This is a genomic window from Streptomyces sp. NPDC008150 (genome assembly GCF_042956945.1).
In the GTDB taxonomy this organism is placed as follows: Bacteria; Actinomycetota; Actinomycetes; order Streptomycetales; family Streptomycetaceae; genus Streptomyces.
The window spans coordinates 1,254,441-1,279,043 of the sequence record NZ_JBIBHJ010000001.1 but is presented as its reverse complement, the minus strand read 5'-3'; the positions used below and the strand labels follow the sequence as shown (position 1 = coordinate 1,279,043).

The 24,603-nt window shown below is 73.0% G+C and carries 22 protein-coding genes; 14 read left to right on the top strand and 8 right to left on the bottom strand.

Going from position 1 to position 24,603, the window contains the following annotated elements; all coding sequences use genetic code 11:
- Window positions 1–17: 17 nt before the first annotated feature.
- Together fabI and fabG are read right to left on the bottom strand one after the other, a co-directional pair.
- The gene (gene fabI / locus ACFZA0_RS05575; protein ID WP_391011646.1) at window positions 18–785 is read right to left on the bottom strand and encodes an enoyl-ACP reductase FabI; all 768 of its coding nucleotides are present in this window, start codon (window positions 783–785) and stop codon (window positions 18–20) included.
- A 5-nt stretch (window positions 786–790) separates the two neighbouring features.
- Entirely contained in the window at window positions 791–1,510 is a 720-nt protein-coding gene (fabG, locus tag ACFZA0_RS05570) for a 3-oxoacyl-[acyl-carrier-protein] reductase (RefSeq protein ID WP_391011643.1), read from the bottom strand.
- Between the two features lie 305 nt (window positions 1,511–1,815).
- On the opposite strand from fabG, the gene ACFZA0_RS05565 reads away from it, so the two are divergent.
- Genes ACFZA0_RS05565 through tyrS form a run of 3 tightly spaced genes read left to right on the top strand, consistent with a single transcriptional unit; the run spans window position 1,816 to window position 6,057 of the window.
- Window positions 1,816–3,339: a metallopeptidase TldD-related protein gene (locus ACFZA0_RS05565; RefSeq protein WP_391011640.1), complete on the top strand. Its 1,524-nt coding sequence runs from the start codon at window positions 1,816–1,818 to the stop codon at window positions 3,337–3,339.
- Complete coding sequence (locus ACFZA0_RS05560; protein WP_391011637.1) at window positions 3,336–4,730, top strand: metallopeptidase TldD-related protein; 1,395 nt, start codon at window positions 3,336–3,338, stop codon at window positions 4,728–4,730. The genes ACFZA0_RS05565 and ACFZA0_RS05560 overlap by 4 nt, the downstream gene beginning before the upstream one ends.
- Before the next feature lie 58 nt (window positions 4,731–4,788).
- Window positions 4,789–6,057, top strand: coding sequence for a tyrosine--tRNA ligase (gene tyrS / locus ACFZA0_RS05555; RefSeq protein WP_391011634.1), 1,269 nt, complete (start codon window positions 4,789–4,791; stop codon window positions 6,055–6,057).
- Between the two features lie 136 nt (window positions 6,058–6,193).
- On the opposite strand, the gene ACFZA0_RS05550 is transcribed toward tyrS, so the two are convergent.
- Window positions 6,194–6,478: a GlsB/YeaQ/YmgE family stress response membrane protein gene (locus ACFZA0_RS05550; protein WP_391011632.1), complete on the bottom strand. Its 285-nt coding sequence runs from the start codon at window positions 6,476–6,478 to the stop codon at window positions 6,194–6,196.
- A gap of 246 nt (window positions 6,479–6,724) precedes the next feature.
- Between ACFZA0_RS05550 and ACFZA0_RS05545 the strand changes: the two genes are divergently transcribed.
- Entirely contained in the window at window positions 6,725–7,159 is a 435-nt protein-coding gene (locus ACFZA0_RS05545) for a DUF3099 domain-containing protein (RefSeq protein WP_391011629.1), read from the top strand.
- A 235-nt stretch (window positions 7,160–7,394) separates the two neighbouring features.
- Window positions 7,395–7,616, top strand: coding sequence for a hypothetical protein (locus tag ACFZA0_RS05540; protein WP_391011626.1), 222 nt, complete (start codon window positions 7,395–7,397; stop codon window positions 7,614–7,616).
- 32 nt (window positions 7,617–7,648) lie between these two features.
- Here ACFZA0_RS05540 and moaA read toward each other — a convergent pair whose 3' ends face one another.
- The 3 genes from moaA to ACFZA0_RS05525 form a co-directional block, all read right to left on the bottom strand.
- Window positions 7,649–8,638, bottom strand: coding sequence for a GTP 3',8-cyclase MoaA (gene moaA, locus ACFZA0_RS05535; RefSeq protein WP_391011623.1), 990 nt, complete (start codon window positions 8,636–8,638; stop codon window positions 7,649–7,651).
- Window positions 8,639–8,792: 154 nt separating this feature from the next.
- On the bottom strand, window positions 8,793–10,430 hold the full coding sequence (locus tag ACFZA0_RS05530; RefSeq protein WP_391011621.1) for a sodium/solute symporter: 1,638 nt from the start codon (window positions 10,428–10,430) through the stop codon (window positions 8,793–8,795).
- The gene (locus ACFZA0_RS05525; RefSeq protein WP_391011618.1) at window positions 10,427–10,783 is read right to left on the bottom strand and encodes a DUF485 domain-containing protein; all 357 of its coding nucleotides are present in this window, start codon (window positions 10,781–10,783) and stop codon (window positions 10,427–10,429) included. The genes ACFZA0_RS05530 and ACFZA0_RS05525 overlap by 4 nt, the downstream gene beginning before the upstream one ends.
- Window positions 10,784–11,182: 399 nt before the next feature.
- On the opposite strand from ACFZA0_RS05525, the gene ACFZA0_RS05520 reads away from it, so the two are divergent.
- The 4 genes from ACFZA0_RS05520 (at window position 11,183) to ACFZA0_RS05505 (ending at window position 17,053) form a co-directional block, all read left to right on the top strand.
- Window positions 11,183–12,712, top strand: a complete 1,530-nt coding sequence (locus ACFZA0_RS05520) for a S8 family serine peptidase (RefSeq protein ID WP_391011615.1) — start codon at window positions 11,183–11,185, stop codon at window positions 12,710–12,712.
- An 89-nt stretch (window positions 12,713–12,801) separates the two neighbouring features.
- The gene (locus ACFZA0_RS05515) at window positions 12,802–14,328 is read left to right on the top strand and encodes a S8 family serine peptidase (RefSeq protein WP_391011612.1); all 1,527 of its coding nucleotides are present in this window, start codon (window positions 12,802–12,804) and stop codon (window positions 14,326–14,328) included.
- Between the two features lie 133 nt (window positions 14,329–14,461).
- Window positions 14,462–15,880 (top strand): CoA transferase, encoded by a 1,419-nt coding sequence (locus ACFZA0_RS05510; protein ID WP_391011609.1) that lies wholly within the window; start codon window positions 14,462–14,464, stop codon window positions 15,878–15,880.
- An 84-nt stretch (window positions 15,881–15,964) separates the two neighbouring features.
- A complete protein-coding gene (locus tag ACFZA0_RS05505; protein WP_391011606.1) occupies window positions 15,965–17,053 on the top strand; it encodes a CopD family protein in 1,089 nt (362 codons plus the stop codon).
- A 384-nt stretch (window positions 17,054–17,437) separates the two neighbouring features.
- On the opposite strand, the gene ACFZA0_RS05500 is transcribed toward ACFZA0_RS05505, so the two are convergent.
- Together ACFZA0_RS05500 and ACFZA0_RS05495 are read right to left on the bottom strand one after the other, a co-directional pair.
- A complete protein-coding gene (locus tag ACFZA0_RS05500; protein WP_391011603.1) occupies window positions 17,438–18,484 on the bottom strand; it encodes a zinc-binding dehydrogenase in 1,047 nt (348 codons plus the stop codon).
- A gap of 155 nt (window positions 18,485–18,639) precedes the next feature.
- Window positions 18,640–19,389 carry a VIT1/CCC1 transporter family protein gene (locus tag ACFZA0_RS05495; protein WP_391011601.1) on the bottom strand — a complete coding sequence of 250 codons (750 nt, stop codon included), beginning with the start codon at window positions 19,387–19,389 and terminating at the stop codon, window positions 18,640–18,642.
- 347 nt (window positions 19,390–19,736) lie between these two features.
- Here ACFZA0_RS05495 and ACFZA0_RS05490 point away from each other — a divergent pair, with 347 nt between their 5' ends.
- The 5 genes from ACFZA0_RS05490 to ACFZA0_RS05470 all read left to right on the top strand — a co-directional run bounded on the left by ACFZA0_RS05490 (window position 19,737) and on the right by ACFZA0_RS05470 (window position 24,583).
- Window positions 19,737–20,744, top strand: coding sequence for a DEDDh family exonuclease (locus tag ACFZA0_RS05490; protein ID WP_391011598.1), 1,008 nt, complete (start codon window positions 19,737–19,739; stop codon window positions 20,742–20,744).
- Between the two features lie 105 nt (window positions 20,745–20,849).
- Window positions 20,850–21,083 (top strand): hypothetical protein, encoded by a 234-nt coding sequence (locus ACFZA0_RS05485; RefSeq protein ID WP_391011595.1) that lies wholly within the window; start codon window positions 20,850–20,852, stop codon window positions 21,081–21,083.
- 71 nt (window positions 21,084–21,154) lie between these two features.
- Complete coding sequence (locus ACFZA0_RS05480; protein ID WP_391011591.1) at window positions 21,155–21,982, top strand: SURF1 family cytochrome oxidase biogenesis protein; 828 nt, start codon at window positions 21,155–21,157, stop codon at window positions 21,980–21,982.
- Between the two features lie 55 nt (window positions 21,983–22,037).
- Window positions 22,038–23,822: a glycoside hydrolase family 15 protein gene (locus ACFZA0_RS05475; RefSeq protein ID WP_391011588.1), complete on the top strand. Its 1,785-nt coding sequence runs from the start codon at window positions 22,038–22,040 to the stop codon at window positions 23,820–23,822.
- 5 nt (window positions 23,823–23,827) lie between these two features.
- The gene (locus tag ACFZA0_RS05470) at window positions 23,828–24,583 is read left to right on the top strand and encodes an SDR family oxidoreductase (protein ID WP_391011586.1); all 756 of its coding nucleotides are present in this window, start codon (window positions 23,828–23,830) and stop codon (window positions 24,581–24,583) included.
- The last annotated feature ends 20 nt before the right edge of the window (window positions 24,584–24,603 follow it).

The following is a 24,603-nucleotide window of genomic DNA, read 5'->3' as shown; positions in this document are numbered from 1 at the left end:
GGGGGCGTGCGACGCGTTCAGGCGCCGATCGCGTGCAGGCCGCCGTCGACGTGGATGATCTCGCCGGTGGTCTTCGGGAACCAGTCGCTGAGCAGCGCGACGATGCCGCGGCCGGCCGGCTCGGGGTCGTTGAGGTTCCACTCCAGCGGGGCGCGGGTGTCCCACACGGCGGCCAGGTCGGAGAAGCCCGGGATGGACTTCGCGGCCATCGAGCCGATCGGCCCGGCCGAGATCAGGTTGGACCGCACGTTCTGCTTGCCCAGGTCGCGGGCGAGGTAGCGGTTGGTCGCCTCCAGGGCGGCCTTCGCGGGGCCCATCCAGTCGTACTGCGGCCAGGCGTACTGCGCGTCGAAGGTGAGGCCGACGACCGAGCCGCCGTCCTGCATGAGCGGCAGGCAGGCCATGGTCAGCGACTTCAGGGAGAAGGCGGAGACGTGCATGGCGGTGGCGACCGACTCGAACGGCGTGTTCAGGAAGTTGCCGCCCATGGCGTCCTGCGGCGCGAAGCCGATGGAGTGCACGACGCCGTCGAGGCCGCCCAGCTCCGCGGACACGAGGTCGGCGAGGCGGGCCAGGTGCTCGTCGTTGGTGACGTCGAGCTCGATGACCTTGGTGGGCTTCGGCAGCTTCTTGGCGATGCGCTCGGTCAGCGTGGGCCGCGGGAACGCGGTCAGGACGATCTCCGCGCCCTGCTCCTGGGCCAGCTTCGCGGCGTGGAAGGCGATGGACGACTCCAGCAGTACGCCGGTGATCAGGACGCGCTTGCCCTCGAGGATTCCGCTCATGGTGATCAGTGACCCATTCCCAGTCCGCCGTCAACGGGGATGACGGCTCCAGTGATGTACGAAGCGTCGTCCGAGGCGAGGAACCGCACCGTCGCGGCGATCTCCTCCGGCTGCGCGTAGCGGCCGAGCGGCACCTGGGACACGATGCCGGCGCGCTGCTCGTCGGTGAGCGCCTTGGTCATGTCGGTGTCGACGAAGCCGGGCGCGACGACGTTGAAGGTGATGTTGCGGGACCCCAGCTCGCGGGCGAGGGAGCGCGCGAAGCCGACCATGGCGGCCTTGGACGCGGCGTAGTTCGCCTGTCCCGCCGAGCCGAGCAGTCCGACCACGGAGGAGATCAGCACGACGCGGCCCTTCTTGGCCCGCAGCATGGCGCGGTTGGCCCGCTTGACCACGCGGAAGGTGCCCGTGAGGTTCGTGTCGACGACCGAGGTGAAGTCCTCCTCGGACATGCGCATCAGGAGCTGGTCCTTGGTGATGCCGGCGTTGGCGACCAGGACCTCGACCGGGCCGTGCGCGGCCTCGATCTCCTTGTAGGCCTGCTCCACCTGCTCGGTGTCGGTGATGTCGCACTTGACGCCGAGGACACCCAGCGCGGTCAGGGCCTCCGGCGGTTCACCCGAGCGGTACGTGACGGCGACCTTGTCGCCGGCCTCGGCGAACGCGCGGGCGATGGCGAGGCCGATGCCCCGGTTGCCTCCGGTGACGAGAACCGAGCGGCTCAACGGATCACCCTTTCGATAGCGGTCTGGCACAGCCCGCCCGGACACCCCGAACACATGGATGGCAGGCGGCTTCCACGGAAACCTATCGTCAGCGCCGCTCGCCGGGACAATCGGGCATCGACAGTGGCGTCCCCCGCCTCCTGTCGGGTTTCCACAGTCCGGCCGCCCGCGGCACCGCCGGGACGGCGGGGCGGACCGCGCGCGGAACCACCGTGTGCCGGGCATGCCGGACGTGCTTCACTTCCGTCCTGCGACGCGGCACCGCACAGGACGGGCCGTTGGCCGGAGCGAAGGGATCCCCACCCGTGCCCCATGACATCGATCAGTCGTTCCTCGCCCTGCCCCTGCGCCCCCTCGCCGACGCGGCGCTGGCGCGGGCGCGGGCGCTGGGGGCCGAGCACGCCGACTTCCGGTTCGAGCGGGTGCGCGGCGCGTCCCTGCGGCTGCGGGACGCGCGGCCCGCCGGGTCGTCGGACACCACCGACCTCGGGTACGCGGTACGGGTCGTGCACGGCGGGACCTGGGGGTTCGCCTCCGGCGTGGACCTGACGCTGGACGCCGCCGCCAAGGTCGCCTCGCAGGCCGTGGCGATGGCGCAGCTGTCCGCGAAGGTGATCCGCGCGGCGGGCTCCGACGAGCGGGTGGAACTCGCCGCCGAGCCGGTGCACGCCGACCGGACGTGGGTCTCGTCGTACGCGATCGACCCGTTCACCGTGCCGGACGAGGAGAAGGCCGAGCTGCTGGCCGGCTGGAGCGCGCGGCTGCTCGCGGCCGACGGGGTCGACCACGTGGACGCCTCGCTGGTGACCGTGCACGAGAACAAGTTCTACGCCGACACCGCAGGCACCGTGACCACGCAGCAACGGGTGCGGCTGCACCCGGAGTTGACGGCGGTCTCGATCGACGAGTCGAGCGGCGAGTTCGACTCCATGCGCACGCTGGCCCCGCCGGTGGGACGCGGCTGGGAGTACCTGACCGGCACCGGCTGGGACTGGGACGGTGAACTCGCCCGGCTGCCCGAGCTGCTGGCGGAGAAGATGCGCGCGCCGAGCGTGGAGGCGGGGGTGTACGACCTGGTGGTCGACCCGTCCAACCTGTGGCTGACGATCCACGAGTCGATCGGTCACGCCACCGAGCTGGACCGCGCGCTGGGCTACGAGGCCGCGTACGCGGGGACCTCGTTCGCCACCTTCGACCAGCTCGGCAAGCTGCGCTACGGCTCGGAGCTGATGAACGTCACCGGCGACCGCACGGCCGAACACGGCCTGGCCACCGTCGGGTTCGACGACGAGGGCGTCGAGGCGCAGTCCTGGGACCTGGTGAAGGACGGCACGCTCACCGGTTACCAGCTCGACCGCCGCATCGCCCGGCTGACCGGCTTCGAGCGCTCCAACGGCTGCGCGTACGCCGACTCCCCGGGCCACGTGCCGGTGCAGCGGATGGCGAACGTGTCGCTGCGTCCGGATCCGGCGGGCATGTCGACGGAGGACCTGATCGGCGGGGTGGACCGGGGCATCTACGTGGTGGGCGACCGCAGTTGGTCGATCGACATGCAGCGCTACAACTTCCAGTTCACCGGGCAGCGCTTCTTCCGCATCGAGAACGGGCGGATCACCGGGCAGCTCCGGGACGTCGCCTACCAGGCCACGACGACGGACTTCTGGGGTTCGATGGCGGCGGTCGGCGGCCCGCAGACGTACGTGCTCGGCGGCGCCTTCAACTGCGGAAAGGCCCAGCCGGGCCAGGTCGCCGCGGTCTCCCACGGCTGCCCCTCGGCCCTCTTCAGGGGCGTGAACATTCTCAACACGACGCAGGAGGCCGGACGTTGAGTCCCCGTACCAGCAAGCCGCACGAAGTCGTCGAGCGGGCGCTAGAGCTGTCGCGGGCCGACGGCTGCGTCGTGATCGCCGACGAGCAGTCCAGCGCCAACCTGCGCTGGGCCGGCAACGCGCTCACCACCAACGGCGTCACCCGCGGCCGTACCCTCACCGTGATCGCGACCGTGGACGGCGCGCGGGGCACCGCCTCCGGTGTCGTGTCGCGTTCGGCGGTCACCGCGGACGACCTCGAACCGCTGGTGCGCGCCGCCGAGGCCGCCGCGCGCGGTGCCGAACCCGCCGAGGACGCACAGCCGTTGGTGTCCGGCGGGGCCGCGTCGCCGGACTTCACGGACCGGCCGGCCGAGACCTCGTCGGCGGTGTTCGACGCGTTCGCGCCCGCGCTCGGCGAGTCGTTCGCCCGTGCCCGCGCCGGCGGCCGGGAGCTGTACGGGTTCGCGAACCACGAGCTGACCTCCAGCTACCTGGGCACGTCGGCGGGGCTGCGGCTGCGGCACGACCAGCCCACCGGGACGCTGGAGCTGAACGCGAAGTCGCCCGACCGGACGAGGTCGGCGTGGGCGGGGCGCTCCACCCGGGACTTCAAGGACGTCGATCCGGCCTCCCTGGACGCCGAGTTGGCGGAGCGCCTGCGCTGGGCCGAGCGACGGGTGGACCTGCCGGCCGGGCGGTACGAGACGCTGCTGCCGCCGACGGCCGTCGCGGACCTGCTGATCTACCAGATGTGGTCGGCGTCGGGCCGGGACGCGGCCGAGGGCCGCACGGTGTTCTCGCGTTCCGGCGGCGGCACCCGCGTCGGCGAGAAACTGACCGACCTGCCGCTGACGCTGCGCAGCGACCCGCACGAGCCGGGCCTGGAGTCGGCGCCCTTCGTGCTGGCCCACTCCTCGGGCGGCGACCGCTCGGTGTTCGACAACGGGCTGCCGCTGGCGGCGACGGAGTGGGTGAGCGGGGGCGAGCTGTCCCGGCTGACGACCAGCAGGCACGGCGCCGGTCTGACCGGCCTGCCGGTGGCGCCCGCGATCGACAACCTGGTCCTGGACGGCGGCGAGGACCGCTCGCTGGCCGAGATGGTCGCGGCGACCGGGCGCGGGCTGCTGCTGACGTGCCTCTGGTACATCCGCGAGGTCGACCCGGCGACCCTACTGCTCACGGGTCTGACCCGGGACGGCGTGTACCTGGTGGAGAACGGCGAGGTGACGGGCGCGGTGAACAACTTCCGGTTCAACGAGTCGCCGGTGGGCCTGCTGGGCCGGGCCACCGAGGCGGGCCGCACGGAGCGGACCCTGCCGCGCGAGTGGAGCGACTGGTTCACCAGGGCGGCGATGCCCGCGCTGCGGGTGCCCGATTTCAATATGAGTTCGGTCAGCCAGGGCGTATAACCTCGTAGACCGGCGGCCGACCGGCGGCCGGAGAACCATGCAAGGAGACGCGAGAGACGTGACGGACATCGTCGACGAGCTGACGTGGCGCGGGCTGATCGCCCTCTCCACGGACGAGGACGCACTGCGCAAGGCGTTCGCGGACGGGCCCGTCACGTTCTATTGCGGCTTCGACCCGACCGCGCCCAGCCTGCACCTCGGCAACCTCGTGCAGATCCTGACCATGCGCCGCATCCAGCAGGCGGGCAACCGCCCGCTGGGGCTGGTCGGCGGGGCCACGGGCCTGATCGGCGACCCGAAGCCGACCGCCGAGCGGACGCTGAACGCGCCGGACGTCGTGGCGCAGTGGGTGGAGCGGCTGCGGGGCCAGATCCTGCCGCTGCTGGACTTCGAGGGTCCGAACGCCGCGGTCATGGTGAACAACCTGGACTGGACCCAGGGCCTGTCGGCGATCGAGTTCCTGCGGGACGTGGGCAAGCACTTCCGGGTCAACAAGATGATCGCGAAGGAGGCCGTCTCGCGGCGGCTCAACTCGGACGCGGGCATCAGCTACACCGAGTTCAGCTACCAGATCCTGCAGAGCATGGACTTCCTGGAGCTGTACCGGCGCTACGGCTGCACCCTCCAGACGGGCGGCAGCGACCAGTGGGGCAACCTCACCTCCGGCACCGACCTGATCCACCGGGTCGAGCCGGACGCCGTGGTGCACGCGCTGGGCACGCCGCTGATCACGAAGGCCGACGGCACGAAGTTCGGCAAGACCGAGTCGGGCACGGTGTGGCTGGACCCGGAGATGACGTCGCCGTACGCGTTCTTCCAGTTCTGGCTGAACGCGGACGACCGGGACGTCTCCAAGTTCCTGCGGATCTTCAGCTTCCGCTCCCGCGAGGAGATCGAGGAGCTGGAGCGGCAGACCGAGGAGCGTCCGCAGGCCCGTGCCGCGCAGCGCGCGCTCGCGGAGGAGCTGACCACCCTGGTGCACGGCGCGGAGCAGACGGCCGCGGTGGTCGCCGCGTCCCGCGCGCTGTTCGGACAGGGCGAGCTGGCGGACCTGGACGAGCGGACGCTCGCCTCCGCGCTGTCCGAGGTGCCGCAGGTGAGGATCGCCGAGCTGGGCCCGGTGGTGGACCTGTTCGCCGAGGTCGGTCTGGTCGCCAGCAAGTCCGCCGCGCGCCGCACGGTCAAGGAGGGCGGCGCCTACGTGAACAACGTCAAGGTGGCCGCCGAGGACGCGGTGCCCGCCGCGTCGGACCTGCTGCACGGGCGCTGGCTGCTGCTGCGCCGGGGCAAGAGGAACCTGGCGGCCGTCGAGGTCACCGGCGCCTGAGCCGGACGCCGGACGCCGGACGCCGGACGCCGGACGCCGGACGCCGGTACGAACGCCGAGGGGCGGCCCTCCCGCACGGTCGCGGGAGGGCCGCCCCTCGGCGTTCGCCGCGGCCGTCGGAGGGCCGGGGCGGGGCTCAGACCTGCTGTTGCTTCTTCTTGTTGCCGCGTACCGCCATGTAGGCCATGTCGCCCAGGAAGACGATGACGAGCGCGGCGACCAGCTGGAAGATGTGCCGGCTCCAGTCGATGCCCGGAGTGGCCGCGACCCCGAAGGCACGGGCGAGCGCGTTGCCGGCGATCGCCCCCAGCATGCCGAAGATGGTGGTCAGCCACAGGGGGCTGTGCTGCTTGCCGGGAAGGATCGCCTTCGCGATCAGACCCAGCACGAATCCGACGATGATCGCCCACAACCAGCCCATTGCAGCCTCCTCGATGGCTCTACGTGAGCAGTTCGTCCCAGTCTCGGTCCGCCCGCCGTACGCCGCATGTCGAGCCGGGCGGTACGGCGGACCGCGCAGTGTGTTCGCACGGCTCATCGGCGCCCCGCTCTCGAAGCGGGCTGACACGCGGCGTAACGTGGACGCTGTCCGGTGCGGGTCTCCCGGCCGGGGGCGGGCCGGACGTCGGGCCGGGGAGAGTCCGATGCGGGCGGGTGGTGGAACGTGATGCGGAAGCAGAGCGGCGGTGGCGGCACCGAGGTGTTCCGGATCACCGGGGCACGGACGGGTCTCCAGGAGGACGTCCGCGGCCGTCAGCGCCGTTACGTCATCTCCATGTCGATCCGTACGCTCGCGGTGATCCTCGCGGCGTCCCTGTGGAACGTCGAGCGGTACGTCGCGATCGTGGCCCTCGCGCTCGGTGTGCTGCTCCCCTATGTCGCCGTGGTGATCGCCAACGCCGGGCGGGAGAACGTCCCGTCCCTGCCGTCGACGTTCGTGACCGTGCCGGCCCGGCCGATGATCGCACCCCCGGTGGCCACCGTGACCGGCGCCGGCCCGGCTGCTCCGAACGGCGGTACCGGATTCACGGAAGCCGTCCCGGAGGACGCCGCCGCCGGTCCCGCGGACGGCCCGCGCGCGGAGCGCGCCGAACGGACGTGACCCTCCCAACCGGGCGCCGGGGTGCGTCAGTTCTGTCTCAAGACCGGGAAAAGCCTGCGATCGATCGGATTGTTCCGGTGACGGGCGGCGGGTCGTGCGTGACATACTTCTCAAGCGCTCCGCATCCCCCGTCGGAGCGACAGACCGACGCCGGGCAGCTCCCCCCGTGGCTGCTCGGCGTCGCCTTGTTTCTCCCGCGCGTTCCGCGCATCCCGCGTATCTGTGAGACGAATCTGTGAGTGACGAGACCCCTGTCTGTTCCGCCAAGGGCTGCCGTGCGCCGGCGTGCTGGGTCCTCGTGTGGAACAACCCGAAGCTGCACACGCCGGACCGGCGCAAGACGTGGCTGGCGTGCGACGAGCACCGCGAGCACCTGTCGTCGTTCCTCGGGGTGCGCGGGTTCCTGAAGGACGTCGTGGCGTTCGACGAGTGGGAGTCCGCCGAGCGGTCGGGCTGAGCGCCCCTCCCGGCGGGCCGGCCCGTGCGGGGTCAGCCGCCGATCGCCGACATCGGGCGCTCCGGCTGGAGGAACGCGGGGTCGTCGAGCCCCGAGCCCGCCTTCTTGCCCCACATGGCCGTCCGCCAGATCCGCGCGATCTCCTCGTCCGGCGCCCCGGAGCGCAGCGCCGCGCGCAGGTCGGTCTCCTCGGAGGCGAACAGGCAGGTGCGCACCTGGCCGTCGGCGGTCAGGCGGGTGCGGTCGCACTCCGCGCAGAACGGGCGGGTGACGGAGCCGATGACGCCGACCCGGTGCGGTCCGCCGTCCACCAGCCAGCGTTCCGCGGGCGCCGAGCCGCGCTCTCCGCGGTCCTCGGGCGTCAGCTCGAAGCGGGTGCGCAGCGAGGCCAGGATGTCGTCGGCGGTGACCATGCCCTCGCGCTTCCAGCCGTGCTGGGCGTCGAGCGGCATCTGCTCGATGAACCGCAGCTCGTAGCCGTGGGCGACGGCCCAGGCCAGCAGGTCGGGGGCCTCGTCGGCGTTGAGGCCGGGCATCAGGACGGTGTTGACCTTGACCGGGGTCAGACCGGCGTCGCGGGCCGCGAGCAGTCCGTCGAGGACGTCCTTGTGCCGGTCGCGGCGGGTGAGGGCCTTGAAGACGTCCGGTCGCAGGGTGTCCAGCGAGACGTTGACACGGTCGAGTCCCGCGGCCTTCAGCGCGGCGGCGGTGCGCCGCAGCCCGATGCCGTTGGTGGTGAGCGACATGCGGGGGCGGGCCTCCAGGGCCGCGACCCGCTCGACGATGCCGACGAGTCCGGGACGCAGCAGCGGCTCACCGCCGGTGAAGCGGACCTCGCGGACGCCGAGCGAGCCGACGGCGACGTCGATCAGCCGGACGATCTCGTCGTCGGTCAGCAGGTCGGGCTTGGCGAGCCACTGGAGCCCTTCCTCGGGCATGCAGTAGGTGCAGCGCAGGTTGCAGCGGTCCGTGAGCGAGACACGCAGGTCGGTGGCAACTCGGCCGAAGGTGTCGATGAGCATGGGGCCCCCTCCCTCGATGACGAGTACGACGCTCCGACACTTGCGAGCCTACGTGACATCACCGACGGCGACAGCGGCCGATCGCACCAGGTACGGCGGGGCCGCGTCGTAGGGATCTACGACGCGGCCCCGCCGTCGAGGGGCACGGAGGGGGTCAGGCGGCCCCGGTTCCGGTGAGGGAGCGCACCTCCAGTTCGGCGTACTTGCCCGCGTCGGGCTCCTCCTTCGACAGCAGGGTGCCGAGCCAGCCGAGCAGGAAGCCGACCGGGATCGAGATGAGCCCGGGGTTCTCCAGCGGGAACCAGTGGAAGTCGACGTCGGGGAACATCGACGTCTCCTTGCCGGAGACCACCGGCGAGAAGAGCACCAGCCCGACCGCGGTGACCAGGCCGCCGTAGATGGACCAGAGGGCGCCCGCGGTGGTGAAGCGCTTCCAGAACAAGCTGTAGAGGATGGTCGGCAGGTTCGCGGACGCGGCGACCGCGAAGGCCAGCGCGACCAGTCCCGCCACGTTCAGGTCGCGGGCGAGGGCGCCGAGCAGGATGGAGACCGCTCCGATGCCGACGGTCGCCCAGCGGGCGGCGCCGATCTCCTGCTTCTCGGTGGCCTCCCCCCGCTTGATCACGTTCGCGTAGATGTCGTGCGCGAACGACGAGGACGAGGCGAGGGTGAGCCCCGCGACCACGGCCAGGATCGTCGCGAACGCCACCGCGGAGATCGTGGCGAGCAGGACGGCGCCCCAGTTGGAGTCCACGCCGCCCAGATGCAGGGCGAGCAGCGGTGCCGCGGTGTTGCCCGCCTTGTTGGAGGCGATGATCTCGTCCGGCTTGATCAGGGCGGCGGCGCCGAAGCCGAGGGCGAGGGTCATCAGGTAGAAGACGCCGATCAGGCCGATGGCCCAGATCACGGACTTCCGGGCGGCCTTGGCGGTCGGCACCGTGTAGAAGCGGATCAGGATGTGCGGCAGTCCGGCGGTGCCGAGCACCAGGGCGATGCCGAGCGAGAGGAAGTCCAGCTTGGTGGTGCTGGTGGCGCCGTACTTGAGGCCGGGTTCGAGGAACGCCCGCCCCTTGCCGCTGTTGTCGGCCGCCGAGCCGAGCAGGTCGGAGATGTTGAAGTTGAACTTCAGCAGCACCAGGAAGGTCAGCAGCAGGGCGCCGATGATGAGCAGCACGGCCTTGACCATCTGCACCCAGGTGGTGCCCTTCATGCCGCCGATGGTCACGTACACGATCATCAGGACGCCGACCAGCGCCACGATGCCGATCTTGCCGCCGTCGCTGGTGATGCCGAGCAGCAGCGACACCAGGACGCCCGCGCCCGCCATCTGCGCCAGCAGGTAGAAGATCGACACGACGATGGTGGAGACGCCGGCCGCGGTGCGCACCGGGCGCTGGCGCATCCGGTAGGCGAGGACGTCGCCCATCGTGTAGCGGCCGGAGTTGCGCAGCGGTTCGGCGACCAGGAGCAGGGCGACGAGCCAGGCGACGAGGAAGCCGATCGAGTAGAGGAAGCCGTCGTAGCCGAACAGCGCGATGGCGCCCGCGATGCCGAGGAAGGACGCGGCGGACATGTAGTCGCCGGAGACGGCGAGTCCGTTCTGGAATCCGGTGAACTGGCGTCCGCCCGCGTAGAAGTCGGCGGCGCTGCGGGTCTGGCGGCCGGCCCAGACGGTGATGACGAGGGTCACGAGGACGAAGACCGCGAACAGCGTGACGATCAGCGTCCGGTGCTCGCTCGCCTCCCCGGCGGCGAGGGTGACCTGCTGGGCCTGGGCGATCGCGCGGCTCATGCGCCTTCCTCCATACGGGACTTGATGGCGTCGGCCTTCGGGTCGAGCTGCGTGGAGGCGTGCCGCGCGCACCACCAGGCGATGAGGAACGTGGTGAGGAACTGGGCGAGGCCGAGCACGAGGGCCACGTTGATGTTGCCGAACAGGCGGGTGCCCATGAAGTCGCCCGCGTAGTTCGACAGCAGGACGTACAGCAGGTACCAGGCGACGAAGCCGATGGTCAGCGGGAAGGCGAAGGAGCGGAAGGAGCGGCGCAGTTCACCGAACTCCGCGCTCTGCTGCACCTCGACGAACTCCTCGGTGGAGGGCAGGGGTGCTCCGTCCTTGGAGGGGGGCGGTGCGTCGGTTGCCACGAAGTCTCCTCGCGTTGCGGGTGCGGGTTGCGGCGGTGCCGGGACGGGCTGGGCGGTTGACCGGTCGGTCGGGGACAGGACGGTGCGGGGTGCGGACAGGACGGCCCGCACCCTGCGGGTGACGTGGATCACGTTACTGGGCGCGATGTTAAGGCTCCATTGCGTGATTCGACAGGGGGCTCGAACGTCCCCGGTCCCCCTGTTCGAGGTCACGGCGCGGCCCGCGGACCGGTTCAACTCCCGCGCGTTCTTTCGGGAGTCGTTCTCAACTCGTGTGCTCCGCGCCCTGTTTGGCCGCCGGGACGGACGGATAGCTTGGCCCTGCACCACTCGTCATGTACCTGCCCGAGCCCCGTCGGAGTCTCGGGCTGTTTCGTATCCGGATGATGTGGAGACCCCATGGCTCATCTGCGTTCCAGACGAGGAATCGCGCTCGCCGTACCCGTCGTGCTGTCGCTGACCGCGTCGCTCGGCCTGCTGCCCGCCGCGGCCTCGGCCGTCCCGTACGACACCTCCGCGGTGACGGCCGCGGACGGGCCCGAACTGGCCTACGTCGTCAACACCCGCCTGGACCACCGCACGATCGAGTCGGTGAGGAAGGCGGTCACCGCGGCCGGCGGCACCGTCGTCGTCACGTACGAGAAGATCGGCGTGATCGTCGCGCACTCCGCGAACCCGGACTTCGGCGCCCGGCTGCGCGCGGTGCGCGGCGTCGTGTCGGCGGGCGCCACCCGTACCGCGCCGCTGGCCGCCACGGGCACCACCGACGAGGGTGCGGTGCAGTACCTGTCCGCGGGCGAGGCCGCCAAGGCGGCCGCGCGGAGCACCACTTCGGGCGCGGAGCCGCTGGAGTCGGACCAGTGGGACCTGCGGGCCATCGGCGCCGACAAGGCCGCCCGCATCGACCCCGGCAGCCGCTCGGTGACCGTGGGCATCATCGACACCGGCGTCGACGACACCCACCCGGACATCGCGCCCAACTTCTCGGCGTCGCAGTCCGCGAACTGCGTCAGCGGCAAGGCCGACACCACGTACGGCTCCTGGCGGCCGGTGGACGCCGACCACTACCACGGCACGCACGTCGCCGGTGAGATAGCCGCCGCCCGCAACGGCATCGGCGTCGCGGGCGTCGCCCCGGGCGTGAAGGTCTCGTCCATCACCGTGGCGCAGCCCGACGCCGGGCAGCTCTTCTATCCGGAGAGCGTCGTGTGCGCCTTCGTGTTCGCCGCCGACCACGGCGTGGAGATCACCAACAACAGCTACTACGTGGACCCCTGGCTCTACAACTGCTCCGACGACCCCGACCAGCGCGCCATCCTGGACGCCGTCAACAGGGCGCAGCTGTACGCGCAGCACAAGGGCACCCTCAACGTCGCCGCGGCCGGCAACTCCAACGACGACCTCGACTCCGACGCCCTCGTCGACGAGTCGAGCCCGGACGACTCGACAGCGGTCACCCGTACCGTCGACCCGCACAAGTGCCTCGACATACCGACCCAGTTGCCCGGCGTGGTCACCGTTTCGGCGACCGGTGTGCAGGGTGCCAAGTCGTACTACTCCAGCTACGGCCTCGGGGTGATCGACGTCGCGGCGCCGGGCGGCGACAAGTACCAGATACCCGACACCCCCTCCGCCAACGGCCGCATCCTCTCCACCCTCCCGGGCAACCAGTACGGCTGGCTCCAGGGCACGTCGATGGCCACCCCGCACGTCGCCGCCGTGGCCGCGCTGCTGAAGTCCGAGCACCCGCGCGCCACCCCCGCCCGGTTGCAGGCACTGCTCAAGGCGCAGGCGGACAACCCGGGTTGCCCCACCGCCCCGTACGACGGGGACGGCGACGGCGTCGTCGACGCGACGTGCGCCGGCGGCAAGCACCTCAACGGCTTCTACGGCGCCGGCATCGTCGACGCCCTGCGCGCGGTCAAGTAGCCCGGCCGACCGCCGCACGCGGCAACGGACTTCACCGAGATCTCCCGCACGGCCCGCCCGTCACGCGAACGAATCGGAGAACCAGACACATGACCGCGCCCCACCCGCGCCACCGGCGCGCCCTCGCCCTCCCGGTCGGACTGGCGGTGGCCGCAGCCCTCGCCTTCCTGCCCGGCACCTCCGCCACCGCGGCGGAACCCGCGGCGGCGCCGACCGTGAGCGACGGCACCCCGCTGAGCTACGTCGTCAACGTCCACCCGGGACACGGGGTCTCGTCCCGTGTGAAGCAGGCGATCGCCCGGTCCGGCGGCACGATCGTGACGTCGTACGACAAGATCGGCGTGATCGTCGTCCACTCCTCCAACGCGGGCTTCGCCGCCGCGCTGCGCCGGGTGCCCGGTGTCGACTCCGCGGGTGCCACCCGCAACGCGCCGCTGCCGGCCCAGTCGACCACCGACGTCGGCACCCCGAAGGCGCTGACCGCCGAGCAGATCGCGTCGGCCGGGGCCGAGGCCGCCGCGGGGCAGGACCCGTTGGAGCCGTTGCAGTGGGACCTGCCCGCCATCAAGGCGGACAAGGCGCACGAGAAGACGCTCGGCAGCCGCAAGGTCACGGTCGGCGTGATCGACACCGGCGTCGACGACACCCACCCGGACATCGCGCCCAACTTCTCGGCGTCGCAGTCCGCGAACTGCGTCAGCGGCAAGGCCGACACCACGTACGGCTCCTGGCGGCCGACCGCCGAGGAGAGCCCGCACGGCACGCACGTGGCCGGGGAGATCGCCGCGGCCAAGAACGGCGTCGGCGTCACGGGCGTCGCACCCGGCGTGAAGGTCGCCGGCATCAAGGTCGCGACGACCGCCGGGTACTTCTACACGGAGGCCGTGGTCTGCGGCTTCATGTGGGCGGCGACCCACGACATCGACGTCACCAACAACAGCTACTACACCGACCCCTGGTACTTCAACTGCACGACGGACCCCGACCAGAAGGCCCTGGTCTCGGCCATCACCCGGGCCTCCCTGTACGCGGAGAGCAAGGGCACGGTCAACGTCGCGGCGGCCGGCAACGAGAGCTACGACCTCGCCGCCGACTCGATCACCGACCCGGTCTCCCCGAACGACGGCACCCCCTCGGACCGGGTCATCGACCCCTCCAAGTGCCTTGACATACCGACCCAGTTGCCGGGCGTGGTGACCGTCTCGGCAACCGGCGCCAAGGACCTGAAGTCGTCGTTCTCCAACTACGGCCTGGGCGTCGTCGACATCGCCGCACCCGGCGGCGACTCCACGGCGTACCAGACGCCCGCCCCGCCCGCGACCAGCGGCCTGATCCTCGGCCCGCTGCCCGGCGGCAGTTGGGGCTACATGGCCGGTACGTCGATGGCGACACCGCACGTCGTCGGCGTCGCCGCGCTGATCAAGTCGACCCACCCGCACGCCTCCGCCGCCCTGGTGAAGGCGCTGCTGTACGCGGAGGCGGACGCCACGCCGTGCGGCAACCCGTACGACATCGACGGCGACGGCACGGTCGACGCGGTGTGCACGGGCTCGAAGAAGTACAACGCCTTCTACGGCCACGGCACGGCCGACGCCCTGGACGCGGTCACCAAGTAGGCCCTCCAGTAGGCGAGTTGGCTGCGCGCCGGCCCGGACGTCCACGACGGCGTCCGGGCCGGTGCCGTTCGCGCGCGCCGCGCCCGCGGCCCCGCGCGACCGGACGCGCAATGCATCGGGCACCGTGGGGACCATGTCGGACACCAAGAAGACCGGATCGGCCTGGGCCGCCCTGGGCGGCGACCCCTCCCTCCTCGCGCGCGTACGGACCCTGCGGCGCCCCGGAGCGCTGGCGGCACGGCTGCCCGTACGGGAGACCGCGCGGGCCTGCGTCGCCGGATGCGCCCTGGCCGCAGCGGAGTTGACCGCGCTGCGCGCCTCGCTGCCCCACGCGCCCGCGGTACGCGTGGACGACGGGGCCGTCGCCACCGCCTTCACCAGCGAACGCCACCTGCGCGTGGACGGGCGGGCACCTCGGTCGTTCGCACCGCTGTCGCGCTTCTGGCGCACGTCGGACGGCTGGGTGCGCACCCACGCCAACTACCCGCACCACCGCGCCCGGTTGCTGACGGTGCTCGGTCTGCCCGCCGACGCGTCGCCCGAGACCGTCGCGGCGCGCATCGCCGTGCGCGGGGCGGAGGAGATCGAGGAGAGCGTGTCCGGCGCCGGCGGTCTCGCCGTGGCGCTGCGCACCGCGCCGGAGTGGGCCGCGCACCCGCAGGGCGTCGCGGTGGCCGGCCTGCCGCTCCTCGAACGGCGCCGCCTGGACGACGCGCCCGCCCGGGTGCTCCCGCCCCTCGACGCACCGCGCGACGGACGGCCGCTGCTGCCCGCCGCCGGCATCCGGGTGCTGGACCTGACCCGGGTGATCGCCGGGCCGGTCGCCACCCGCACCCTCGCCCTGCTCGGCGCCGACGTGCTGCGGCTCGACCCGGCCTGGCTGCCCGAGATCGCCGACCAGCACGCGGACACCGGCTTCGGGAAGCGGTCGGCCACCGTGGACCTCGGCACGGACCGCGCCGTGTTCGAGGAACTGCTGTCGGCGGCGGACGTCGTGATCACCGGGTACCGGCCCGGCGCCCTCGACCGCTTCGGTCTCTCCCCCGAGGCGCTCGCCGAACGCAGGCCCGGAGTGGTCGTCGCGCGCCTGTCCGCGTGGGGCGACGACGGCCCGTGGGCCGGACGGCGCGGCTTCGACAGCCTCGTGCAGGCCGCCACCGGCATCGCCGTCACCGAGGGGTCGGCCGCGGAACCCGGAGCCCTCCCCGCGCAGGCGCTCGACCACGGCACGGGCCATCTGCTGGCGGCGGCCGTGCTGCGCGCGCTCACCGAACAGTCGTACGACGGCGGTAGCCGCTTCGCCGGGGCCGTCCTCGCCCGGACGGCGGCCTGGCTGACGGACGACACCGACCGTGTGCCGGACGCGCCGGACGGCCCCGTCGAGGAGGGCGCCCCGTACACGGCGGCGGACCCCTGGCTGACGGCCACCGGTCGCCCGAGCCCGCTCGGCGAGCTGCGGTACGCCCGCCCGCCGGTCGCCTTCGACGGCGGCCCGGACGACTGGGCCCGCCCGCCGGGCCGCCCGGGAGCGGACCGGCCCGCCTGGGCCTGAGCGCGCGACCGGGCGGCGAACGGCCGCCGCCCGGTCGCCGCGTCGCGGTTGCCGCCCCGCGGAGTGGCCGGTGAAGATCATTTGGTGACGTTGCTACGACCGACCGCCGAAGCGGCCTGTGCGGGCCGCGCCGTCCGCCGTCCCGGTACCGGCCGGGCCCTCACCGTCCTCGCGCTGCTCGCCGTCGGCGCCCTGATCCCGCTGTTGGGGCCGGCCGCCGCACTGCACGGCACCGGCGAGACGGCAGCGCCCGGCACGGCGGGCGTGGCCCTGCTGCGCACCGCCCTGTTCGCCGCGCTGGCCGTCCCGCTGGGCGAACTGTTCGTGGAACGGCTGGCACGGGGGCTGCCCGGCGCCCCGGCGGACCGTCCGCGCGACTGGACCCCGTACGCGCTCGGCGTGGGATTCCTCGCCGCGCTCGGGCTCGCCCTGGAGGTCGCGTCGGGCAGTCCCGTCACCCACCACGTCACCCACCACCTCACCGGCATGGACGTGGGCGGCCTGCGCCGGACCCGGGACGGACTGCTCGCCCTGTTCGAGGTCAACGCGTTCCTGGTGGCCGGCCTGTGCGCGCTGTCCCGGCGGCCGGGCACCCGGCTCTGGCCGCTGGCGGCGGTGATCGTGGCCGAGGCGCTGCGCGCCCACCCGCCCGCCGAGTACTTCGCGCCGGCCGGTTCCCTGCTGACGCTGGTCCACCTGACCTGCGCGGCCCTGTGGACGGGCGGCCTGCTGCACGCCCTGCGGGTCCTGCGCCGCTGGCGGAGCGCGGGAACGGCGGGGGCCGCGCTGCTGGGCCGGTACGCGCGCGTGGCCGCCGCCCTGTTCGCGGCGGTCACCGCGACCGGCGTGTGCAGCACCCTGCGCCGCATGCCGTCCGGAACCCTCCTGGACCACCTGGCCACGACGGCCTACGGCCGGGCCCTGCTCGCGAAGGTGCTCCTGGTGGCGGCGGCGGCGCTGCTCGCCCTCGCGGCACGCGGGCGGCTGCGACGAGCCACCGGTGCGGCGGAACGGGGCGGCCCCGCCGCACCGGACACGGCACCGCCGCCGGACCTGCCGACGGCCCGGACCCCGCTGACCGCGTACGCCCCCGCCCGCGCGGAGATCGCCGCACTGGGCGTGGCGGTGGCCCTCTCGGGCCTGCTCACGGCACTGCCGCTGCCCGCACGGTAGACGAGAACGACGGCGCGCGCCTGCGTACCGCAGGGCGTCAACTGACCGCCGGACGGCGGTGGTTCACACCTGAAGCGGAACGGGGCGGGGCGGCGGTGCCGGCGCGCGCCGCCCACACCCCGCACACGCACCGCCGCCGGACACGCGCACGCGTCACGACCCCGCCCCAGAACGACCGTGCCGCACCCGGCACCGTCCCCCGCACCAACGGCAACCGGCGCCCGGCGCGACCCTCCCGTCCGCACGGCTCATCGGGTGCGCCGGGCGCCGACCTCCGTGTCTGCCCACGGCCCCGGCGGTCCGCACACGCCCGCGCACGACGGGAGACCCGCCGTGCCGGACGCCCCCGCGTCCCGCCCTCCGGGGCCCGGCCCCGGCTCCGGGTCAGCCGTTCGTGACCAGCACCTTCAGTGCCGTGCGCTGGTCCATCGCCTTGTAGCCGTCCGGGACGCCTTCGAGGCCGACCGTCAGGTCGAAGACCGGGGACGGGTCGATCGTGCCGTCGAGGATGGAGGGCAGCAGTTCCGGGATGTACGCGCGTACCGGGGCGACGCCGCCGCGCAGCGCGATGTTGCGGTTGAACATGGTGCCGAGGTCCACGCCCGTGCCGCTGCCGTGCGGCACGCCGACGAAGCCGACGGCGCCGCCGTCCCGGGTGATGCCGATGGCGGTGCCCATCGACTGCTCGGTGCCGACGGCCTCCACCACCGCGTGGGCGCCCTGGCCGCGGGTCAGTTCGCGGACCGCGGCGACCGCCGCCTCCCCGCGCTCCGCGACGACGTCGGTGGCACCGAAGCGGCGCGCGATGTCGGTGCGCGCCTCGTGGCGCCCCAGCGCGATGATCCGCTCGGCGCCGAGCCGCTTGGCGGCCAGCACGGCGCACAGGCCGACGGCGCCGTCACCGACGACGGCGACGGTCGCACCCGGCCGGGCACCGGCGCCCAGCGCCGCGTGGTGGCCGGTGCCGAGCACGTCGGAGAGGGTCAGCAGCGAGGTGAGCAGGTGCTCGTCGGACGCCGCGTCCTTGGGGAGCCCGACGAGGGTGCCGTCGGCGAAGGGCACGCGCACGGCCTCGCCCTGGCCGCCGTCGTAGCCGACCGAGCCCCAGAAGCCGCCGTGCTCGCAGGAGGTGGTGAGACCCTCGCGGCAGTAGTCGCAGACTCCGTCGGACCACATGAACGGGGCGACGACCAGGTCCCCGCGCCGCACGGTGCCGACCTCGGCGCCGGTCTCCTCGACGACGCCGAGGAACTCGTGGCCGATCCGCTGGCCGGGCTGCCGGGCGGCCTCACCGCGGTAGGCCCACAGGTCGCTGCCGCAGATGCAGGCGCGCAGCACGCGCACGACGGCGTCCGTCGGCAGCTGCACCACCGGCTCTGGCACGTCCTCCACGCGCATGTCGAACGGGGCGTGGATGGTGGTGGCGCGCATGACGGTTCCTTCTCGTACGACGTTCGGCTTCGACGGTCCACCCCCGGGAGGACCTGAAAGAAAACGGACAGGGGTTCGTTTCACGGTACGCCGAGAACCGCGCCCCGCGCGCCGAGGGGGTCCCCGAGCTGCGGAAACCTCCCCGCTCCCCGGCCTCAGGCGCCGAAGGCCCCCAGCAGGGCACCCGCCCCGTACGTCACCGCCATGGCGAGCGCGCCGCCGGCCGCGTTGCGCAGGACGGCCGGCCCCGGCCGCGCCGAGCCGAGGCGGGCGCTGCTCCAGCCGGTGAGGACGAGCGCCGCGAGGACGCAGCCCACGGTCACCGGCACGCGGGCGCCGGCCGGCGGCAGCACGATCGCGAGCAGCGGCAGCAGCGCGCCGGCCGTGAAGGCGAGGAAGCTCGCCCAGGCCGCGTGCCAGGGGTTGGTGAGGTCGTCCGGGTCGATGCCGAGCTCCACGCGTGCGTGCGCCCGCAGGGAGTCGCGTGCCGTCAGCTGCTCGGCGGCCTCTCGCGCCACCTCGCGCGAAAGCCCGCGTTCGGCCAACAGGTCGGCCAGTTCCGCGAGTTCGGCCTCGGGCCGGTCACGCAGCTCCTGTCGCTCCAGGTCCAGCGCGGCCTGCTCCGAGTCGCGCTGGGTGGAGACGGAGACGTACTCCCCCGCGGCCATCGACAGGGAGCCGGCGAGCAGCCCGGCGAGCCCGGCCGTCAGCAGCGCGGAACGGCTCCCGGTGGCGCCGGCCACACCGACGACGAGTCCGGCGGTCGACACGATGCCGTCGTTGGCGCCGAGGACCGCCGCGCGCAGCCAGTTCAGCCGGGAGGCGAGCGCGCCGCCGTGCGCCTCGTCGTGGGACGCGCGCCCGTCCTGCGTGCCGGGGGCGCCGGGATCCTTCGGTGTGTTCACAGCGGGAGACTCTCACCCCCGCCCCGGCCCCGGTGCGGGGCACGCCGCGCGTCGGCGGCGGGCGGTGGACCGCGTTCGCGCACCGGTCCGTCGGCCCCTCAACCGCCGCCCGTGCGGGGCGCGTTGACGCCCGCCCTCCGCGCGGCGCCGAACACCGCCCGCAGCGGCGCCTGTTGCCGCCACCCGGCGCCGGGCCGGCGCGCGACGCACCGCGCGGACGCACACCACGAAACGCCCAAAACCTTATCGATCGCACCATCTCCGACATTCGAACAGCCCGAACATCCGCCTGCCGCAAGGGACCTGGGGCCGCGGAGTGTCGGCCGCGGCCCGTATCCTCAGGAACCATGCTCGAAGACCGCATGATCGAAGCGTCGTCCCCCACCGTCTGGCCGGAGGCGTATCCCCGCGGATACGCGGTGGTTGACGTGGAGACCACCGGGCTCGCCCGGGACGACCGGATCATCTCCGCCGCCGTCTACCGGCTGGACGCGCGCGGCGAGGTCGAGGACCACTGGTACACCCTGGTCAATCCGGAGCGGGACCCCGGCCCCGTGTGGATCCACGGGCTGACCACGCAGGTGCTGCGCGGCGCGCCCCTGTTCCGGGACGTCGCCGAGGAGTTCGCCGCCCGCCTCGACGGCCGGGTGCTCGTCGCGCACAACGCAGTCTTCGACTGGCAGATGATCGCCCGCGAGTACGCACGCGCACAGGGCGAGGCCCCGGTGCGGCAGCGGCTGTGCACGATCGCGCTCTCCAAGGAACTGCGGCTGCCCCTGCCCAACCACAAACTGGAGACCCTGGCCGCGCACTTCGGGGTCGTTCAGCAGCGCGCGCACCACGCCCTCGACGACGCGCGCGTGCTGGCCGAGGCGTTCCGCCCGAGCCTGCGGGCGGCGGCGGCGGGCGGCGTGCGGCTGCCGCTGCACGAGTGCCGGCCACTGACCGAGTGGTCGGACCGCCCCGCGCCCCGGATCGGCCACCAGGCCGGCCCGGCCGGCGGGTACGGGGGCGGGGGGTACGGGGGCGGCGGCTGGCGCCCCGCGCGCAAGCGGCCCGCGTGCCCCTACCCGAACCCCGGCCGCTACGAGGACGGCAGGCCGCTCAGGCAGGGCATGCGCATCGCGTTCTCGGGCGACACGTCCGTCGAGCGCGAACTGCTGGAGGACCGGGCAACCGAGGCCGGTCTGCACGTCGCGACCAGCCTGTCCCGGCTGACCAGCCTCCTCGTCACCAACGACCCGGACTCGGGCACCTCGAAGGTGGTGAAGGCCCGCCAGTTCGGCACCCCGGTCGTCGACGAGGCGGCCTTCGGCCAGCTCCTGCGGGACGTCGCCCCGGCCGCGGAGAGCTGAGCCCGCGCCCGGGACCGGCGTACGGGACCGACGTACGGGTGATTGACGGACGACGCGCCCGGCGCCCGCTCGCCCCGCCGGGCCGCGCGCCGCACCCTGTGGCGCATGGCGAGATGTGAAGTCTGCGGCAACGACTACGGCATGACGTTCGAGGTGCACGCGCAGGGCAATGTGCACGTGTTCGACTGCTTTTCCTGCGCCATCCACCGTATGGCGCCCATCTGCGAACACTGCCGGGTCCAGATCATCGGTCAGGGAGTGGACGTCGACGGTCAGTGGTTCTGCGGCGCGCACTGCGCGCGGGCGGAGGGGAAGGTGGGCGTCGTCGACAACGTGTGAGCCCGGAACCGCCCCGGCCCCCGCGGGACCCTCCCGTCGGGGGCCGATCCACGACGGGTACCGTCAGTGGGGTGTACCGCTTCCTGATGTCCCGGCAGTGGGTGATCCTCACCCTGATCGGCCTGCTGCTGATTCCCACGATGATCAGGCTGGGCATCTGGCAGATGCACCGCTACGAGATGCGCACCGCCCGCAACCAGCTGGTGTCCGACGCGCTGTCCGCCAAGCCGCTGCCCGTCGAGGACCTGACGTCCCCCGGGCACACGGTCACCGGCCGGGAGCGGTACCGCACCGTCACGGCGACCGGCACCTTCGACACCGCCGAACAGGTCGTCGTGCGCCGTCGCGTCAACGAGGACGGCGAGGTGGGCTTCCACGTCCTGGCCCCGTTCACGCTCACCGACGGCACCGTCGTGCTGGTCAACCGCGGCTGGATCCCGGCGAACGGCGCGCAGACCGCCTTCCCGAAGGTCCCGGCACCGCCGGCCGGCAAGGTCACCGTCTCCGGGCGGCTGATGCCCGACGAGACCACCGCGGCGAGCGGCATCAAGGACCTCAAGGACCTGCCGGACCGCCAGATCATGCTGATCAACAGCGCGGCGCAGGCCAAGCGCCTCCACACGCGCGTGCTGGGCGGTTACATCGAGCAGACCGCCCCGAAGGCGAAGGGCGGCTCCCCGGAACAGATCTCCGACCCGGGCAGCGAGGACGCCCCGCTGAACTACGCGTACATGATCCAGTGGTGGCTGTTCGCCGCCGCCGTGCCGGTGGGCTGGTGGATCCTGGTGCGGCGCGAGCGGCGCGACCGGGAGGCCGCCGCGCAGGCCGGGACCGGAGCCGGGCCGGACGCGCAGGCCGAGCCGGACGCCGCGCCGGAGTCCTCCGGGGTCCCCCGCTAACCCACCCGGCCGCACGCCCTGGTTGCCCCGGCCGCGCATCGGGAACCGGCAACCCGTGCATCCCCGTATCGAGGACTACGCGCTCGTCGGCGACGAGCAGACCGCGGCGCTGATCGGCAAGGACGGTTCCGTCGACTGGCTGTGCCTGCCCCGCTTCGACTCCGGTGCCTGCTTCGCGCGGCTGCTGGGCGGCGAGGAGAACGGGCACTGGCGCGTCGCCCCCGTCGGCGCCGACCGCTGCACCCGCCGCGGCTACCGGCCCGACACCCTCGTCCTGGACACCGAGTGGGACACCGAGGACGGCTCCGTCCGGGTCACCGACCTGATGCCCCAGCGCGACAAGGCACCCGACCTCGTCCGGATCGTCGAGGGGCTCAGCGGCCGGGTCACCGTGCGCAGCACCATCCGGCTGCGCTTCGACTACGGGTCGGTGGTGCCGTGGATGCGCCGCTCGGACGGCCACCGGGTCGCCGTCGCGGGACCGGACTCGGTGTGGCTGCGCAGCGAACCCGAGGTGCGGACCTGGGGCGAGGACTTCGGCACCCACTCGGAGTTCACCGTCGAGGCGGGCCAGAAGGTCGCCTTCGTCCTCACCTGGCATCCCTCGCACCGGCCGCGCCCCAAGCTCGTCGACCCGTACGAGGCGCTGAGCCGCAGCGTCTCCGACTGGCGCGCGTGGTCGGACCGCTGCCGGTACGCGGGTCCGTACCGGGACGTCGTGCTGCGCTCCCTGATCACGCTGAAGGCGCTGACCTACAAGCCGACCGGCGGCATCGTCGCCGCCCCCACCGCGTCCCTCCCGGAGGAACTGGGCGGCGTCCGCAACTGGGACTACCGCTTCTGCTGGCTGCGCGACTCCACGCTCACCCTGGGCGCCCTGCTGTCGGCGGGCTACCACAAGGAGGCGGAGTCCTGGCGCAACTGGCTGCTGCGCGCGGTCGCGGGCGACCCGGCCGACCTCCAGATCATGTACGGCCTGTCCGGCGAGCGCAGGCTGCCCGAGTTCGAGCTGCCGTGGCTCCCGGGGTTCGCCCGGTCGGCACCGGTGCGGATCGGCAACGCGGCCGTGGACCAGCTCCAACTGGACGTGTACGGCGAGGTGATGGACTCGCTGTGGCTGGCGCGCCGGGCGGGTCTGTCCGCGCGCCCGCACGTGTGGGCCCTCCAGGTCGAGCTGATGGAGTTCCTGCGCACCGCGTGGCGGCGGCCCGACGAGGGGCTGTGGGAGGTGCGCGGCGAGCGCCGGCACTTCGTGCACTCGAAGGTGATGGCGTGGGTCGCCGCCGACCGGGCGGTGCGCACCCTGGAGGAGAACCCGGGGCTGCCCGGCGACGTCGCGGCCTGGCGGGAGATGCGCGACGAGGTGCACGAGGAGGTGTGCCGCGAGGGCTTCGACGCCGCCCGCAACACGTTCACGCAGTCCTACGGTTCACGCGAACTGGACGCCTCGCTGCTGCTGATCCCCCGTGTCGGCTTCCTGCCGCCCGACGACCCGCGCGTGGTGGGCACCGTGGACGCGGTGCGCGCGGAGCTGGACCAGGACGGGTACCTGCGCCGCTACAGCGCCGAGACGACCTCGCTGGACGGGCTGCCGGGCGGCGAGGGCACCTTCCTGGTGTGCTCGTTCTGGCTGGCGGACGCCCTGCACATGACCGGACGCACCGTCGAGGCCCGGGAGCTGTTCGAACGGCTGGCGGGGCTGGTCAACGACGTGGGACTGCTGGCCGAGGAGTTCGACCCGACGACCGGCCTGCAGCTCGGCAACTTCCCGCAGGCGTTCAGCCACATCGGTCTGGTGAACACGGCCCTCACCCTCTTCGGCGCCGAGGGGGCAGGATAGGGAGCATGGATCTTGGACTGAAGGACCGGGTGTACGTCGTCACCGGGGCCACCCGCGGCCTCGGCAACGCCACCGCGCGCGAACTCGTCGCGGACGGCGCGAAGGTGGTCGTCACCGGCCGGGACGCGAAGACGGCCGCGGACGCGGCCGAGGCGCTGGGCCCCGACGCGGTCGGAGTGGCGGTCGACAACGCCGACCCGGACGCGGCCGGGCGGCTGGTCGCCGCGGCCCGTGAGCGGTTCGGCCGCTTCGACGGCATTCTCGTCAGCGTGGGCGGGCCGCCCGCCGGTTTCCTCGCCGACACCACGGACGAGCAGTGGCAGGCAGCCTTCGAATCGGTGTTCCTGGGGGCGGTGCGGATGGCCCGCACGGCCGTCGCGGAACTCGGCGAGGGCGGGGTCGTCGGGCTGGTGCTGTCCGGCTCGGTGCGCGAGCCGATCGCGGGTCTGACCATCTCCAACGGGCTGCGCCCCGGGCTCGCCGGGTTCGCGAAGTCGCTCGCGGACGAGGTCGGGCCGCGGGGCATCCGCGTCTTCGGGCTGCTGCCGGGCCGCATCGACACCGACCGGGTGCGGGAGCTGGACGGTCTGTCGGCGGACCCGAGAGCGACACGGACGGCGAGCGAGTCCCGCATCCCGCTGCGGCGTTACGGCACCCCGGAGGAGTTCGGGCGCACGGCGGCGTTCCTGCTCTCGCCCTCCGCCTCGTACCTGACCGGGCTGATGGTGCCCGTCGACGGCGGGGCGTTGCGCGGGTTCTGAGGTCCGCCGTTCATGGGTGT